Below are 13,606 nucleotides of genomic sequence, written 5' to 3' on the forward strand. Positions count from 1 at the left end.
GACCCGATCATAGACGCCGAACCGCCGCGTCTGTAAATCGCCGTGACCGCACGATTCCTGACGACCGGAGCCTTTCCGATGGCCGACCCCGCCCGCGCGACCCAGATCGACGGCAAGGCGTTCGCCGCCGAACTTGTGGACCGCGTCGCCGCCGCCGCCGCTCGACTGGAAGCGACCCGTGGCGTGAAACCCGGTCTGGCCGTAGTCATCGTCGGCGAAGATCCCGCCAGCCAGATCTACGTCCGGAACAAGGGCGAAACCACGCAGCGGGCGGGAATGCGCTCCGACACCCATCGCCTGCCGGACACGACCAGCCAGACCGATCTGCTGGACCTGATCGCCGACCTGAACGCCGATCCCGGCATTCACGGCATCCTCGTACAGCTACCCCTGCCCGCGCACATCGACAGCGAGGCCGTGCTGGGCGCCATCGATCCGGACAAAGATGTGGACGGCTTCCACGTCGTCAACGCCGGCCGTCTTGCCGTGGGCCTGCCCGGGCTGGTCCCCTGCACCCCGCTGGGTTGCCTGATGCTGCTGAAGCATCAGCTCGGCGACCTGACCGGCCTGAACGCCGTCATCGTCGGCCGCTCCAACATCGTCGGCAAGCCGATGGCCCAGCTGCTGCTGGGCGAGAGCTGCACCGTCACCATCGCCCACTCCCGCACCCGCGACCTGCCGGCCCTCTGCCGCACCGCCGACATCCTCGTCGCCGCCGTGGGCCGTCCCGAGATGGTGCGCGGCGACTGGATCAAGCCCGGCGCGGCGGTCATCGACGTCGGCATCAACCGCGTGCCCTCCCGCGATCCGGTCAAGGCGGCGGAGGGCAAGACCCGGGTCGTCGGCGATGTCGCCTATGAGGAAGCCGCCGCCGTAGCCGGCTGCATCACGCCCGTCCCGGGCGGCGTCGGCCCCATGACCATCGCCTGCCTGCTGGCCAACACCTATACCGCCGCCTGCCGCGCCGCCGGCGTCGAGCCGGACTCGCTGAGCGCTTGAACGGGAACGGCTGAGCCCCGATAGTCCTTTACCGGTTCCCGGCTGTCAGGAGATGTCCATGCCTCGGTTGAACTCGCGTTTCGCCGCTATAGCCGCCGTCGCGGTGCTGGCCCCCGCCGCCACGGGTTGCGGCGTCAACGCCATCCCGACCCAGGAAGAGGCCGCCAAGGCGCGCTGGGCTGACGTCCAGTCGCAGTACCAGCGCCGGGCCGACCTGATCCCCAACCTCGTCGCCACCGTTCAGGGCGCGGCCATTCAGGAGCGCACGACCCTGACGCAGGTGGTCGAGGCCCGCGCCCGCGCTACGGGCGTCACCGTCACCCCGGAAACCGTCAACGATCCCGCGGCCTTCCAGCGCTATCAGGCCGCGCAAGGCGAGCTGTCGCAGGCCCTGTCGCGTCTGCTGATGGTGGTCGAGAACTATCCGACGCTGCAGTCGAACCAGAACTTCCTCGTCCTGCAAACCCAGATCGAGGGCACCGAAAACCGCATCGGCATCGCCCGGCGCGACTACAACGAGGCTGTCCAGTCCTACAACACGACGCTGCGGACCTTCCCGACGGTGCTGTGGGCCAAGACCATCCACGGCGGCTCGCGGCCCATGCAGCTGTTCGCCGCGACCGAGAGCGCCCAGACGGCGCCGACGGTCAACTTCGACGGCCTGAACCCCGCGACCCAGCCCGGCGGAACCGCGGCGCCGGTCACGCCCGGATCGACCCCGCCCGTCGCCACGCCAGCCCCGGCCCAGTGATCGCCGGCGCGGTGATCCCGGCCCGACCGTCGGTGGTCCGTCTCGCGACGGTCTGGCTGATCGCGCTTGTCGCCTGCCTGCTCGTCGCCCCGAGTGCCTTCGCCCAGCGCACACCGAACTTCCCGACCCTGACCGGGCGCGTCGTCGATCAGGCCGAACTCCTCTCGCCTGCAGCCGAGAGCCAGATCACCGCGAAACTGGAAGCCCTGCAGACCACCACGTCGGATCAACTGGTCGTGGTCACCGTGCCCGATCTTCAGGGCTATGAGATCGAGGAATACGGCTACCAGCTCGGTCGGGCGTGGGGCATCGGCCAGAACGAGACCGACAACGGCGTCCTGCTGCTGGTCGCCCGCGACGATCGCAAGGTGCGCATCGAGGTCGGGTACGGGCTGGAGCCGATCCTGACCGACGCCCTGTCCGGCCTGATCATCCGCAACGACATCCTGCCCGCCTTCCGTGATGGAGATTACGAGCGGGGCATCGTTCAGGGCGTCGATGCGATCGACGAGCAGCTCCGCCTCGATCCGTCTGAGGCGCAGGCCCGCGCGGCGCAGGCTGCGGAAGAGCGCAGCTCTCCAGCCCCAGCGATCGGCGTCGGGACCATCTTCCTGATCCTGCTTCTCCTCTTCTTCCTGTTCGCCATGGGCGGTGGAGGACGGCGCGGACGACGGCGCAACAACGCCTGGCTCTGGGCGGCCGCGGCGAGCGCAGCGTCCCAGCGCGGCGGCCGGTCGTCCTGGGGCGGTGGCGGCGGCGGCTTTGGTGGCGGCGGCTTTGGCGGCGGCGGCGGCAGTTTCGGCGGCGGAGGCGCGTCAGGCGGATGGTGAAAGAACTCGCTCCCGACGCCCACGCCCGCATCGCCCGCGCCATCGCGGCGGCCGAGGCGGCTACCTCCGGCGAGGTCTTCTGCGTGCTGGCCCGGCGCGTGTCGTCCTATCGTGACGTCGCCCTGCTGTGGTCAGCGGCCGCGGCGCTGATCCTGCCTATCGCCCTGATCCCGTTCGGCTTCATCCCCGACCTGCCGACGTTCGGCTGGGAAGCCGCAAACGTCGCGCCGGCGGTGCTGATCGGCCAGAGCCTGCTGGCCTACGCCCTCGTTCAGGCGCTGGTCTTCGGACTGGCCTACGCCTTCACCTGCATCCCCGGAGTCCGCCGCGTCATCACGCCCCGCAGCATCCGTCGCGCCCGGGTGCGCCGTGCCGCCGTCGAACAGTTCCTTGCCCACGGCCTGCATGTCACCGAAGCCCGCACCGGCGTGCTTATCTTCGCCTCTCTGTCGGATCATCAGGTCGAGGTCGTCGCCGACGAGGGCATCCACGCCAGGGTCGATGATGCAGTCTGGGCCGACGCCGCCGAGGCGCTGGCCGACGGCATGAAGGCCGACGACCCCGCCGCCGGTTTCGAACGCGCCATCGCCCTGTGCGGCGAGGTGCTGGCCGCGCACTTCCCTCCGCGCCCGGACAATCCCAATGAGGTGGCGGACCGGCTGGTCGTCATCTGACGCCGCTTTGAGGTCGCAATCAGCGGCGAAAGAGCTTAGCCAGAACCCGCCCCATGCCCCGTCTCCTCACCTACAATGTGCACCGCTGCGTCGGCATGGATCGCCGGCTCGACGTCGCGCGCATCGCCGCCGTTATCGCCGAGCAGGAGCCGGACATTGTCTGCCTGCAGGAGCTGGACGTCGGCCGCGCCCGCACTGGCCACGTCGATCAGGCGCAGACAATCGCGGACCACCTCGCCATGCAGGTCCACTTCCACGCCGCCATGCGGGTCGAGGCCGAGCTCTACGGCGACGCCATCCTGACTCCGCACCCCGAGCGGCTCATCAAGTCCGGCGCCCTGCCGACCATCCGCGGCGTGCCGGGGCTGGAGCCGCGCGGCGCCCTGTGGGCCCGGATAGAGATCGGCGGCGCCTCGCTGAACGTCATCAACACCCATCTGGGTCTGGTGCCGCGCGAGCAGCGGCTGCAGGCGGCGGCGCTCTGCGGCCCGGCATGGCTGGGGCATGAGGAGTGCGTCGGTCCGACCCTGTTGACCGGCGACTTCAACGCCACGTCGATCACCCGCCCCTATCAGGCGCTCGCGGCGAAACTGGGCGACTGCCAGCGCCTGCTGAAGATGCGGCCGACGGTGAAGACATTCCCGTCCAACTTCCCGGCGATCCGGATCGACCACTGCTTCGTCAGCCCGGAAATCGAGATCACGCGCGTCCTGGCCCCGCTTTCGCCCATGGCCCGCGCGGCGTCGGACCACCTGCCCTTGGTCGTGGATTTCGAAATCAGGGCCTAGGCGGCCCTACTCCGTCGTCGAGCCGCGGGTCTCGCCAACCCGGGCCGCCAGCGCCGCACCCATGAACTCGTCCAGATCGCCGTCCAGAACGCCCTGCGTATCCGACGTCTCCACGTTGGTCCGCAGGTCCTTCACCATCTGATACGGCTGCAGGACATACGACCGGATCTGGTGACCCCAGCCGATGTCGGTCTTGGCGTCGGCCAGCGCCTGCGCCGCCGCCTCGCGCTTCTGCAGCTCCAGTTCGTACAGGCGGGCGCGCAGCATCTTCCACGCCTGTTCGCGGTTCTGGTGCTGCGAGCGGCCGGCCTGACAGGCCACCACTGTATTGGTCGGAATGTGCGTCAGTCGCACCGCGGAGTCGGTCTTGTTGATGTGCTGACCGCCCGCGCCCGAGGCGCGGTAGGTGTCGGTCCGCACGTCCGACGGATTGATGTCGATCTCGATGGCGTCGTCGACCACTGGCGACACCCCGATCGAGGCGAACGAGGTATGGCGCTTGGCGGCGGCGTCGTAGGGGCTGATGCGCACCAGCCGGTGCACGCCCGATTCCGACTTCAGCCAACCATAGGCGTTCGGCCCGGTGATCAGGATGGTCGCCGACTTGATGCCGGCCTGTTCGCCCGACTCCTCGGCCTCGATCTCGACCTCATAGCCGTGCGCCCGCGCCCAGCGGCTGTACATGCGCAGCAGCATGCCGGCCCAGTCATTGGACTCGGTGCCGCCGGCGCCGGAGTTCACTTCCAGATAGGCGTCGTTCCCGTCGGCCTCTCCGGACAGAAGGGCTTCCAGCTCGGCGCGGGCGGCGCGGTCCTTGATGGCCTTCAGCTGTGCGCGCGCTTCGTCGAGCGTCGCCTCGTCGCCTTCCTCGTCGGCCATTTCAGAGAGCATCACGCCCTCCTCCAGCCCGGTCTCCATCTCGCGGACGGTGTTGACCTGGCTCTCCAGCCGCGACCGGTCGCGCGACACCGCCTGTGCGGCCTCGGGATTGTCCCACAGCGTCGGGTCCTCGACCCGCGCATTCAGCTCATCGAGCTTTCTTAGAGCGACATCCCAGTCAAAGACGCCTCCTGAGCAGAGCGATGCTCTGCTCGATGTCGGCCTTCATGGCCTCGACATCCGGTCTCATGCGCAACTCCGTGCGACAGCGTCCCTCAAACAGCGAGACCCCGCGGGTCGAGCGATAGGGACAGAGAAGAAACTAAGGGCGCGCTCGTTTCCAAGCGCGCCCGGGTGAGCCCTTACCTAGAGCCTCAGTACAGCCCGCTCAAGTCCTCGGCCGGCTCCTTCTTCGGCGGCGGCGCGGCAGGCTGGCTCGGCCCCTCGATCGGCGGGCCGGCGTCGCGCTGCTCGCGTTCGCGCTGGACCATCTCGTTATAGTTCTGGGGACCAAGCGGCGTGGTCGGCCCCAGCGGACGCTGGTTCTCCTCGCGACGCCGTTCGGTGCCGGGGCGGAACGCTTCCTCGATGCCGTTGACGGAGCGGTAGATCGCGTTCTTCGGCTTGACGAACGGCCGCGCCGGCCGCTCGCGCAGCGCCGCTTGCATGAACTCGGTGAACACCGGCACGGCGGCCGACGCGCCCGCTTCGCCGGAACCGAGCGACCGGTTGTCGTCGAAGCCGATGAAGACCCCGACCACGATGTCGGTAGTGAATCCCACGAACCAGGCCGAACGGTACTCGTTGGTCGTGCCGGTCTTGCCGCCGACGAACGGTCCCAGCCCTCGCGCGCTGGCGGCTGTGCCCCGCTGCACGACGCCTTCCAGCATCGAGCTGATCTGATAGGCGGTGATCGGATCGATGACCTGATCGCCCAGCGCCGGCAGTCGCGGCGATTCCTGACCGCTGAACGGTCGGCCGCACTCGCGGCAGCGTCGGTCGTCGGCGCGATAGATGGTCTCGCCGTCCCGGTCCTGAACCATCTCGATCAGATACGGATCGATCCGGCGTCCGCCGTTGACGAAGGCGGCGTAGGCGGCGGTCAGGCGATAGGGCGTGGTCTCTCCCGCCCCCAGCGACACCGACAGGTTCGGCTGCATCTTGCCGACGCCCATCTTGTCCGCGAGGTCGACGACGTTCTTCATGCCGATGCTCTGGGCCAGCCGCACGGTCATGACGTTCCGCGACAGCTCCAGCCCGCGCCGCAGCGTCTGCGGGCCATAGTACTGGCGGCTGTAGTTCTCGGGGCTCCAGCGCGTGCCGTTAGGCCCGCCCGCGAAGCTAATCGGCGCGTCCAGCACGATCGAGGCCGGGGTGTAGTCGCCCTCGAGCGCCGTCGCGTAGACGAAGGGCTTGAACGCCGACCCCGGCTGGCGCTCCGCCTGCGTGGCCCGGTTAAAGCTGGACAGGGCGTAGGAATAGCCGCCGACCATCGCCAGCACCCGGCCCGACGTCGGCTCAATCGCCACCAGCGCCCCGTTCACGATCGGCACCTGCTTCAGCGCATAGCCCGAACCGGTCCGCTCGACGAAGATGAGGTCGCCCCGCTTCAGCGGCCTGTTCGCATTGGCCCAGGCGGCGTCCGCGTTGATCAGGCTTCCGGTCCGGTCGTCCTTGGCCGTGCGAATCTGCACGCTGTTGCCCGAGACGGACTCAACCGCGGCGGCCTCCCACGCCCGTCGCTCGGGCGGACGCTGGCCATCCATAGCCTTGGCCTGCCAGCCCTCGGCGAAGTCGGTCGTGCCCCACGCCCCGCGCCACCCGTGGCGACGATCGTAGTTCTCCAGCCCCTTCATCAGCGCGTCGCGCGCGGCCGACTGCAGGGTGGGGTCCAGCGTCGTGCGCATGTAGTAGCCGCCGCGCTGCACCTGCTCCCGGCCGAAGCGCGCGATGGCCTGACGGCGCGCCTCCTCCACGAAGAAGTCCGCGTCCGCGTACTGGGCCCGGCGCGGCGCGTCCTGCGCGACCAGCGGACGCGCGACCGCCTGCTCATAATCGCCCTCGCTCAGCCAGCGGTTCTGGCGCATCTCGCCCAGCACCCAGTCGCGCCGGCCCTTGGCCGCGCCGGGGTGGCGCTTTGGATGATAGTTGTTCGGCCCCTTCGGCAGCGCCGCCAGGAACGCCGCCTCGTCCGGCGTCAGCTGGTCCAGCGACTTGCCGAAATAGTTGTAGGCCGCCGCGGCCACGCCGTACGAGCGATAGCCGAGGAAGATCTCGTTCATATACAGTTCGAGGATCTGCTCCTTGGTCAGCACCGCCTCGAGTCGGTTGGCCAGAATGGCCTCCTTGACCTTGCGGTTGATGCTCGACTCATTGGTCAGCAGCACGTTCTTCGCCACCTGCTGGGTGATGGTCGATCCGCCCTCCAGACGCCGACCCGTGGCCGCGTTGAAGACGTTCTTGAACATCGCCCGGCCCAGCCCCGACACGTCGATGCCGCCGTGGTTGAAGAAGTTCTGGTCCTCGGCCGCCATGAAGGCGTGCCGCACCTGCTCGGGCACCTGATCGTAGGAGACGTAGATCCGACGCTCGTCCGAGAACTCGCCGATCAGGGTGCCGTCGCCGGCGTAAACCCGCGTCGCCGTCGCCGGGCGATAGTCCGCCAGCTCGGACGCGTCCGGCAGATCGTGGAACAGCCACGCCGCATAGACCGCCAGCGCCAGCCCGGCTGCGGCGATGCCGCCAAGCAGGACCACGCCCGCCATCACGAACCAGCGTTCGGCTATCTTCACCATGCACTCCGAGTGACGCGCGACTGTTCGTTTAGACCGCGTCGGGGGCCGTCGGCTAGAGCGTCTTTGGCCTCAGCCTGTCAGTGCGCCCCGACAGCGCCGGTGGACGCCATCTGGATCGTTCCGGCGGGCGCCGAGAAATAGCCGTCGATCCCTTCCGCCACCGCCCGCATCAGACGACGGCGCGCCCGGGTGTCGGTCAGCAGGCGCTCATCCTCCGGATTGGTGATGAAGCCCATCTCCAGCAGCACAGCCGGCACGTCGGGCGCCAGCAGCACCGCCAGACCGGCGTCGCGGTGGCTTCGACGCAGCATGGGATGGTTCGAGGATTCCAGTTCGCCCAGCAGGCTGCGCGCCAGCACCGCCGAGCGGTTCTGGGTCTCGCGCTGGGTCATATCCAGCAGGATACGGTCCACCGAGGCGTCGCGGCCCGGCAGGTTCAGACTGCGGTGCCAGTTCTCGCCGCGCGTGAACTCCCGCACCGCCCGACCCGCGCCCTGTTCGGACAGGGTGTAGACGCTCGCCCCCCGCGTCGCCGGATCGCCGCCCGCATCGGCGTGCAGCGAGATGAACAGGTCCGCCCCCGCCGTCCGCGCGATCGACACGCGGCGGTACAGGTCGACATAGGTGTCCGCCTCGCGCGTCATCCGCACACGATAGCGTCCGGTGCGCTCAAGCTCCTGCTTCAGGGCGAGCGCCGCCGCGAGGGTGACTTCGCTTTCCCGGGCATGCGCGCCCTGCGCGCCCGGATCGCGCCCGCCGTGTCCGGCGTCAATATAGATCAGCGGCCGCTCTGTGCGCGGCGTTGGTCGACGCTGCGGCAACGTCGTGCGCGCCGTCGGGGCCCGACCGGTCGCCTTCAGGTCGACGACATATCGATAGTGAGCGATCCCGTCGCCCGGCGGCAGGAGAAAGCGCCGCTCGATCTCGGCGCTCGACGCCAGTTCCAGTTCAAGACGCGAGGCGCCGCCCGCGCCCGCGACCCGCCACGTCCGCACCAGACCGGCTCCGGTCCCGTTGAGGCCCGCATTGGGAGAAACGCCAGCCAGCGACAGGACGACGCGCCCGTCATCGCCATTGTCGACCACCTGCCCGCGCGAGGTCCGGTCCAGATCGATGACCACCCGCGTCCGTTCGGCGTCGCCCCCGAACCGCACGCGCATCACCTCGCCCATGGCGCCCGATGCCAGGCTCCGCCCGCCGATCGCCAGCATGGCGCACAGCACGACGAACGACAGCGCCGTCATCGTCCACTCGCGACCACGCCACTTCGACAGATTGAAACGCAACAGACCGCGCATTCTGACGGATACCCACCTTCTTCGGCGGCGGGATGATGGGCGAACAGAGTCGACAAGGCGTTAAAGCCATTCGCCTTTCAATTCGCTTACAGCGTCACTATGCTTGTAGCGCTCGCGAACAGATCGCGTCCTTCGGCTCACCGCCGGACCGGATGCGCATTCCCCGCGGCGATGACTTTCAATGATCCGAGGACCGGAAGCCCGACAGGCGACCGGTGCGACGACCGAACCCAGCCGCCGCCTCCTTATCGGGCGCGAACGGGTTCAGGACCGAACTGTATCAATGGGCACTGCCGCCTGCGCCTTTAACCGGTCTGAACCGACCGCCGCCGCCCGCGACAATCGTCGTGGCGACGACCGTGCGCACGCGTCCGCCCGCATCACCCCCATTCGGCGAGCCGCCCCGCCCGTCAGCCCAGCGCTGACCGGCCCGGCCAGAGCGCGCCAGAAAGAACCACTCCATGTCAAAGACCATGTTGATCGACGCCGCGCACGCGGAAGAAACGCGCGTCGCGATCGTCGAGGGCCGTCAGGTCGAGGAATTCGACTTTGAATCCCGCTCGAAGCGTCAGCTTCGGGGCAACATCTATCTCGCCAAGGTCACCCGGGTAGAACCCAGCCTTCAGGCCGCCTTCGTCGAGTATGGCGGCAATCGCCACGGCTTTCTGGCCTTCAACGAGATCCACCCCGACTACTACCAGATCCCGGTCGCCGACCGCGAAGCCATCATGGCCGAAGCGCATGATGACGATGACCACGAGGATGACCTCGGCCGCGAAAGCACCGACGACGAGGCCGATCCCGAGGCCCGTCTGGCCGACGAGGAGCGTCTGAAGCGCCGCCTGATGCGCCGCTACAAGATCCAGGACGTCATCAAGCGCCGTCAGATCCTGCTGGTGCAGGTCGTCAAGGACGAGCGCGGCGGCAAGGGCGCGGCCCTGACCACCTGGTTGTCGCTGGCCGGCCGTTACTGCGTGCTGATGCCCAATACCGGCAAGGGCGGCGGCATCTCGCGCAAGATCACCCAGGCCACCGACCGCAAGCGTCTGAAGGCCGCCGCCGCCGCGCTGGACGTGCCGCGCGGTATGGGCCTGATCATCCGCACCGCCGGCGCCAAGCGCACCAAGGCCGAGATCAAGCGCGACTACGAATATCTGCTGCGCTTGTGGGAGACGATCCGCGAGACCACCCTGGCCTCCAACGCCCCCGCCCTGATCTACGAGGAAGAAAACCTCGTCCGCCGCGCTGTCCGCGACATGTTCGACAAGGACTTCGACGGCATCCAGGTTGAGGGCGTGCAGGGCTTCAAGGAAGCGCGCGACTTCATGCGGGTGCTGATGCCCTCGCAGGCGAAGAAGGTGCACCTGTACCAGGGATCTCGCCCGCTGTTCGCCTCGAACGGCATCGAGGAGATCCTGACCCAGATCCACCAGCCGGTCGTGAACCTGAAGTCAGGCGGCTATCTGGTCATCAACCAGACCGAGGCGCTGGTCGCCATCGACGTCAACTCCGGCCGCGCCACCAAGGAACGCAACGTCGAGCAGACGGCGTTCAAGACCAATCTCGAGGCCGCCGTCGAGGCCGCCCGCCAGCTGCGCCTGCGCGACCTCGCCGGCCTGATCGTCATCGACTTCATCGATATGGAGGAGTCGAAGAACAACCGGGCCGTCGAGAAGGCGCTGAAGGATGCGCTGGCCCGCGACCGCGCCCGCATCCAGATGGGCCGCATCTCCGGCTTCGGCCTGATGGAGATCAGCCGCCAGCGTCGCCGCCTCGGCGTGATCGAGGGCGCCACCGAGATCTGTCCCCACTGCCAGGGGGCCGGCCGCATTCGTTCGGCCGAGAGCGCCGCTCTGGTCACCCTGCGCGCCGTCGATATCGAGGCGGGCCGCAACGGCGCGGGATCGGTGAACCTGCGCGTCTGCACCGCCGTCGGCCTCTACATCCTGAACCACAAGCGCGACTATTTGCAGAGCCTGCTGGACCAGCGCGGCCTGAACGTCGTCATCCTGATCGACGACACCCTGGGTCAGGGCGAGCAGACGATCGAGCGTACCGAGACCAATGAGGACTTCACCCCGCCCGAGGGCGCGGAGGTCTTCGTGGATCTGGACGACGACTTCGACGACAGCGCTTACATCGACGAGGACGAGGACGACGAAGAGATCATCGACGACGATGACGACGGTCTCGATCGCGAAGACTCCGATGACGACGAACCCCGCGAACGCGCCGAACGCCACGACGGCGAAGGCGGTCGTGGACGCGGTCGCCGCCGTCGCCGTGGCGGATCGCGCGATGACGCCGATGCCGCCGTGGAGGCCGCTCCGGTCGACGCCGGCGAGGACGACGACGATTCCGAAGCCGGACGCCGCCGTCGTCGCGGTCGTCGTGGCGGACGCCGGGTCCGTGAGGAAGGCGCACCAGAGCGCGACGCCTTCTTCTGGGTGCGAGGCCGTACGCCGTCGCTGGACGATCCCTACGTCTGGTTCGACCCGATCAACCCCGAGCGGGCCCCGCGCGCCGAGGCTGCCGCAAGTGAAACTGCCGCCGCCGACGTCGAGGAGTTCGTGGGCGAGCGTCCCGAGGGCGAGCCCGGCGGTGAACGGGCTGGCCGCTCACGCCGCCGTCGCGGTCGCGGCCGGGGCCGGGATCGCGGTTCGGACGCCGGCCTGACGCACGAGGTCAAGGTCGAGACCCGCGCCACCAACGAAGGCATGCCGCCGGACGGATCGCCCGACACGCCGATGGCTGTCGTCGTGGACGAAGCCCCGGTGCCCATCGTCGAGGAGCCCAAGCGTCGCCGCGTGCGCCGCAAGGTCTCCGCCAGCGCCACCGAGCATTCGGACATCGCACCGGTGTCGGACGTCGAGCCCAACGAGGATGAACCGGTCGCCCCGGTCGCTCCGCTGGACGTCACTCCCGCCGAGGCCGTCGAGGAGCGCGCTGCCGCGCCTGAGCCGACCGTGCCGGAACCGAAGCCCGCGCCGGTCGTCGAGCGGACGCCGGCTCCGGAGCCCGAGGTGGACGTCGCCGCCATCATCGCCGAGGATCCGAACCAGATCGTCGCGCCGCCCGAAAAGCCCAAGCGTGGGTGGTGGCGCCGCTGAAAGGCCGCGATTAGATTGTGACCATGTCGGGACGCGGGGGCGTATCTGGTTTTCGGGAGACCGCGATGCCGTGGCTAACCAGGACCGTCGTCCGCGCGCTGGGCGCCGCAGCCGCCGTCGCGATGACGCTGGCCGCGGCGTCGCCCGCGGCGGCCCAGAGTGCGATCCGCGACACCGAGATCGAGACGATCATTCACGAATGGTCGGACCCGGTCTTCACGGCCATGGGCCTCGAACCGTCCGAGATCGAGATCCTGCTGATCAACGAGAACGATCTGAACGCCTTCGCCACGCGCGGACGGATCATGGGTCTGAACACCGGTCTGATCCTGCGCACCCGCAACCCCGGGGAGTTGCTGGGCGTGATCGCGCACGAGGCGGGGCACATCAAGAACCGCCACACCCTGCGTGACGGCGCCCAGAACGCCGGCATGCAGCCCATGCTGATGACCATGGCCCTGGGCGCGCTCGCCATCGCCGCCGGGGCGCCTGACGCGGGGGCCGTGCTGCTGGGCAACAGCCAGTATTTCGGCACCCTCAGCGCCCTGCGCTACATGACCCATCAGGAAGGCGAGGCCGACAACACCGGCGCCCGCGCCCTGCAGGCCGCCGGGGAATCCGGGCGCGGTCTGGTCACTTTCTTCGAGAATTTCCGGTCGCAGGAAGTCTTCTCCGACGCCCGCCGCTACCCCTATTTCCGCAGCCACCCGTTGTCGTCGCAGCGGATCGAGAATCTGCGCCGCTACGTCACCGAGCAGTCGAACTACAGCAAGACCGACAGCCCGGAACGCATGGCCCAGCACGCCTTGGTCCTCGCCAAGATCCACGCCTTCATGGACCAGCCGGCGCAGGCACTGCGCGACTACCCGGAGACGGACACGTCCCTTCCCGGCCGCTACGCCCACGCCATCGCCTTGTACCGCGACGGCCAGACCGACAAGGCGCTCGCGGCCGTCGACGTATTGCTCGGCGAGCAGCCCGAGAACCCCTACTTCTGGGAGCTGAAGGGTCAGATCCTGTTCGAGGAAGGTCGTCCGGCCGAGGCCATCGGCGCCCACCAGCGCTCGGTCGAAATCAAGCCCGACGCTCCGCTGCTGCGCATCAACCTGGCCCACGCCATGATCGAGACCGGCGACCCCGACAAGCTGGACAGCGCCATCGACCAGCTGAAGCGCGCCACCGCCATGGAACACGACAACTCCATGGGCTGGCGTCTGCTCAGTCAGGCCTACGCCAGTCAGGGCAAGGAGGGCGAAGCCCGCCTCGCCTCGGCCGAGATGTATTTCGCCGCCGGCGCCAAGGAACAGGCCACCCAGTTCGCCCTGCGCGCCCGTGAGCGGCTCCAGCCCGGCACCGCCGAATGGACCCGCGCCATGGACATCGTCTTCGCCTCGGGCGCCACCCAGGACGATGTCGACGATCTGGACCGCCGCCAGTCCCGCAACCGCCCCGCCGTCATTCCCGCCTCCGCAGGCTGAGTAT

Annotated in this window: 10 protein-coding genes; 7 read left to right on the forward strand and 3 right to left on the reverse strand. The window is 68.7% G+C overall.

What is annotated here, in order from left to right; all coding sequences use genetic code 11:
• The first annotated feature begins 78 nt into the window (after positions 1–78).
• From folD to ACIQC9_RS08185, 5 genes are read left to right on the forward strand one after another with little or no spacing between them, the layout of a single operon-like run.
• Positions 79–999, forward strand: a complete 921-nt coding sequence (gene folD / locus ACIQC9_RS08165; protein ID WP_400614287.1) for a bifunctional methylenetetrahydrofolate dehydrogenase/methenyltetrahydrofolate cyclohydrolase FolD — start codon at positions 79–81, stop codon at positions 997–999.
• Positions 1,000–1,057: 58 nt separating this feature from the next.
• Positions 1,058–1,750 (forward strand): LemA family protein, encoded by a 693-nt coding sequence (locus ACIQC9_RS08170; RefSeq protein WP_400614290.1) that lies wholly within the window; start codon positions 1,058–1,060, stop codon positions 1,748–1,750.
• Entirely contained in the window at positions 1,747–2,580 is an 834-nt protein-coding gene (locus ACIQC9_RS08175) for a TPM domain-containing protein (RefSeq protein ID WP_400614293.1), read from the forward strand. The genes ACIQC9_RS08170 and ACIQC9_RS08175 overlap by 4 nt, the downstream gene beginning before the upstream one ends.
• Entirely contained in the window at positions 2,574–3,254 is a 681-nt protein-coding gene (locus ACIQC9_RS08180) for a TPM domain-containing protein (RefSeq protein ID WP_400614295.1), read from the forward strand. Before ACIQC9_RS08175 ends, ACIQC9_RS08180 begins: the two co-directional genes overlap by 7 nt.
• 53 nt (positions 3,255–3,307) lie before the next feature.
• A complete protein-coding gene (locus ACIQC9_RS08185; RefSeq protein ID WP_400614297.1) occupies positions 3,308–4,042 on the forward strand; it encodes an endonuclease/exonuclease/phosphatase family protein in 735 nt (244 codons plus the stop codon).
• A gap of 6 nt (positions 4,043–4,048) precedes the next feature.
• Here the strand turns inward: ACIQC9_RS08185 and prfB are convergent.
• The 3 genes from prfB to ACIQC9_RS08200 all read right to left on the reverse strand — a co-directional run bounded on the left by prfB (position 4,049) and on the right by ACIQC9_RS08200 (position 8,960).
• A protein-coding gene (prfB, locus tag ACIQC9_RS08190; RefSeq protein WP_400614300.1) for a peptide chain release factor 2 occupies positions 4,049–5,171 on the reverse strand; the annotation gives its coding sequence in 2 pieces (ribosomal slippage) (positions 4,049–5,101 and positions 5,103–5,171; 1,122 coding nt in all).
• A 124-nt stretch (positions 5,172–5,295) separates the two neighbouring features.
• Positions 5,296–7,716 carry a penicillin-binding protein 1A gene (locus ACIQC9_RS08195; RefSeq protein WP_400614303.1) on the reverse strand — a complete coding sequence of 807 codons (2,421 nt, stop codon included), beginning with the start codon at positions 7,714–7,716 and terminating at the stop codon, positions 5,296–5,298.
• A gap of 77 nt (positions 7,717–7,793) precedes the next feature.
• A complete protein-coding gene (locus tag ACIQC9_RS08200; protein ID WP_400615434.1) occupies positions 7,794–8,960 on the reverse strand; it encodes an N-acetylmuramoyl-L-alanine amidase in 1,167 nt (388 codons plus the stop codon).
• Positions 8,961–9,475: 515 nt separating this feature from the next.
• Here ACIQC9_RS08200 and ACIQC9_RS08205 point away from each other — a divergent pair.
• Together ACIQC9_RS08205 and ACIQC9_RS08210 are read left to right on the forward strand one after the other, a co-directional pair.
• On the forward strand, positions 9,476–12,124 hold the full coding sequence (locus ACIQC9_RS08205) for a ribonuclease E/G (protein WP_400614305.1): 2,649 nt from the start codon (positions 9,476–9,478) through the stop codon (positions 12,122–12,124).
• A gap of 65 nt (positions 12,125–12,189) precedes the next feature.
• Positions 12,190–13,602 carry a M48 family metalloprotease gene (locus ACIQC9_RS08210; protein ID WP_400614308.1) on the forward strand — a complete coding sequence of 471 codons (1,413 nt, stop codon included), beginning with the start codon at positions 12,190–12,192 and terminating at the stop codon, positions 13,600–13,602.
• The last annotated feature ends 4 nt before the right edge of the window (positions 13,603–13,606 follow it).

Source organism: Brevundimonas sp. NPDC092305, assembly GCF_044755415.1.
Taxonomy (GTDB): domain Bacteria; phylum Pseudomonadota; class Alphaproteobacteria; order Caulobacterales; family Caulobacteraceae; genus Brevundimonas.

Coding starts and splice junctions, on each gene's coding strand:
- folD (WP_400614287.1), top strand. CDS start 79: ATGGCCGACCCCGCCCGCGCGACCCAGATCGACGGCAAGGCGTTCGCC.
- ACIQC9_RS08210 (WP_400614308.1), top strand. CDS start 12,190: ATGCCGTGGCTAACCAGGACCGTCGTCCGCGCGCTGGGCGCCGCAGCC.
- ACIQC9_RS08185 (WP_400614297.1), top strand. CDS start 3,308: ATGCCCCGTCTCCTCACCTACAATGTGCACCGCTGCGTCGGCATGGAT.
- ACIQC9_RS08170 (WP_400614290.1), top strand. CDS start 1,058: ATGCCTCGGTTGAACTCGCGTTTCGCCGCTATAGCCGCCGTCGCGGTG.
- ACIQC9_RS08205 (WP_400614305.1), top strand. CDS start 9,476: ATGTCAAAGACCATGTTGATCGACGCCGCGCACGCGGAAGAAACGCGC.
- ACIQC9_RS08180 (WP_400614295.1), top strand. CDS start 2,574: ATGGTGAAAGAACTCGCTCCCGACGCCCACGCCCGCATCGCCCGCGCC.
- ACIQC9_RS08200 (WP_400615434.1), bottom strand. CDS start 8,960: ATGACGGCGCTGTCGTTCGTCGTGCTGTGCGCCATGCTGGCGATCGGC.
- ACIQC9_RS08195 (WP_400614303.1), bottom strand. CDS start 7,716: ATGGTGAAGATAGCCGAACGCTGGTTCGTGATGGCGGGCGTGGTCCTG.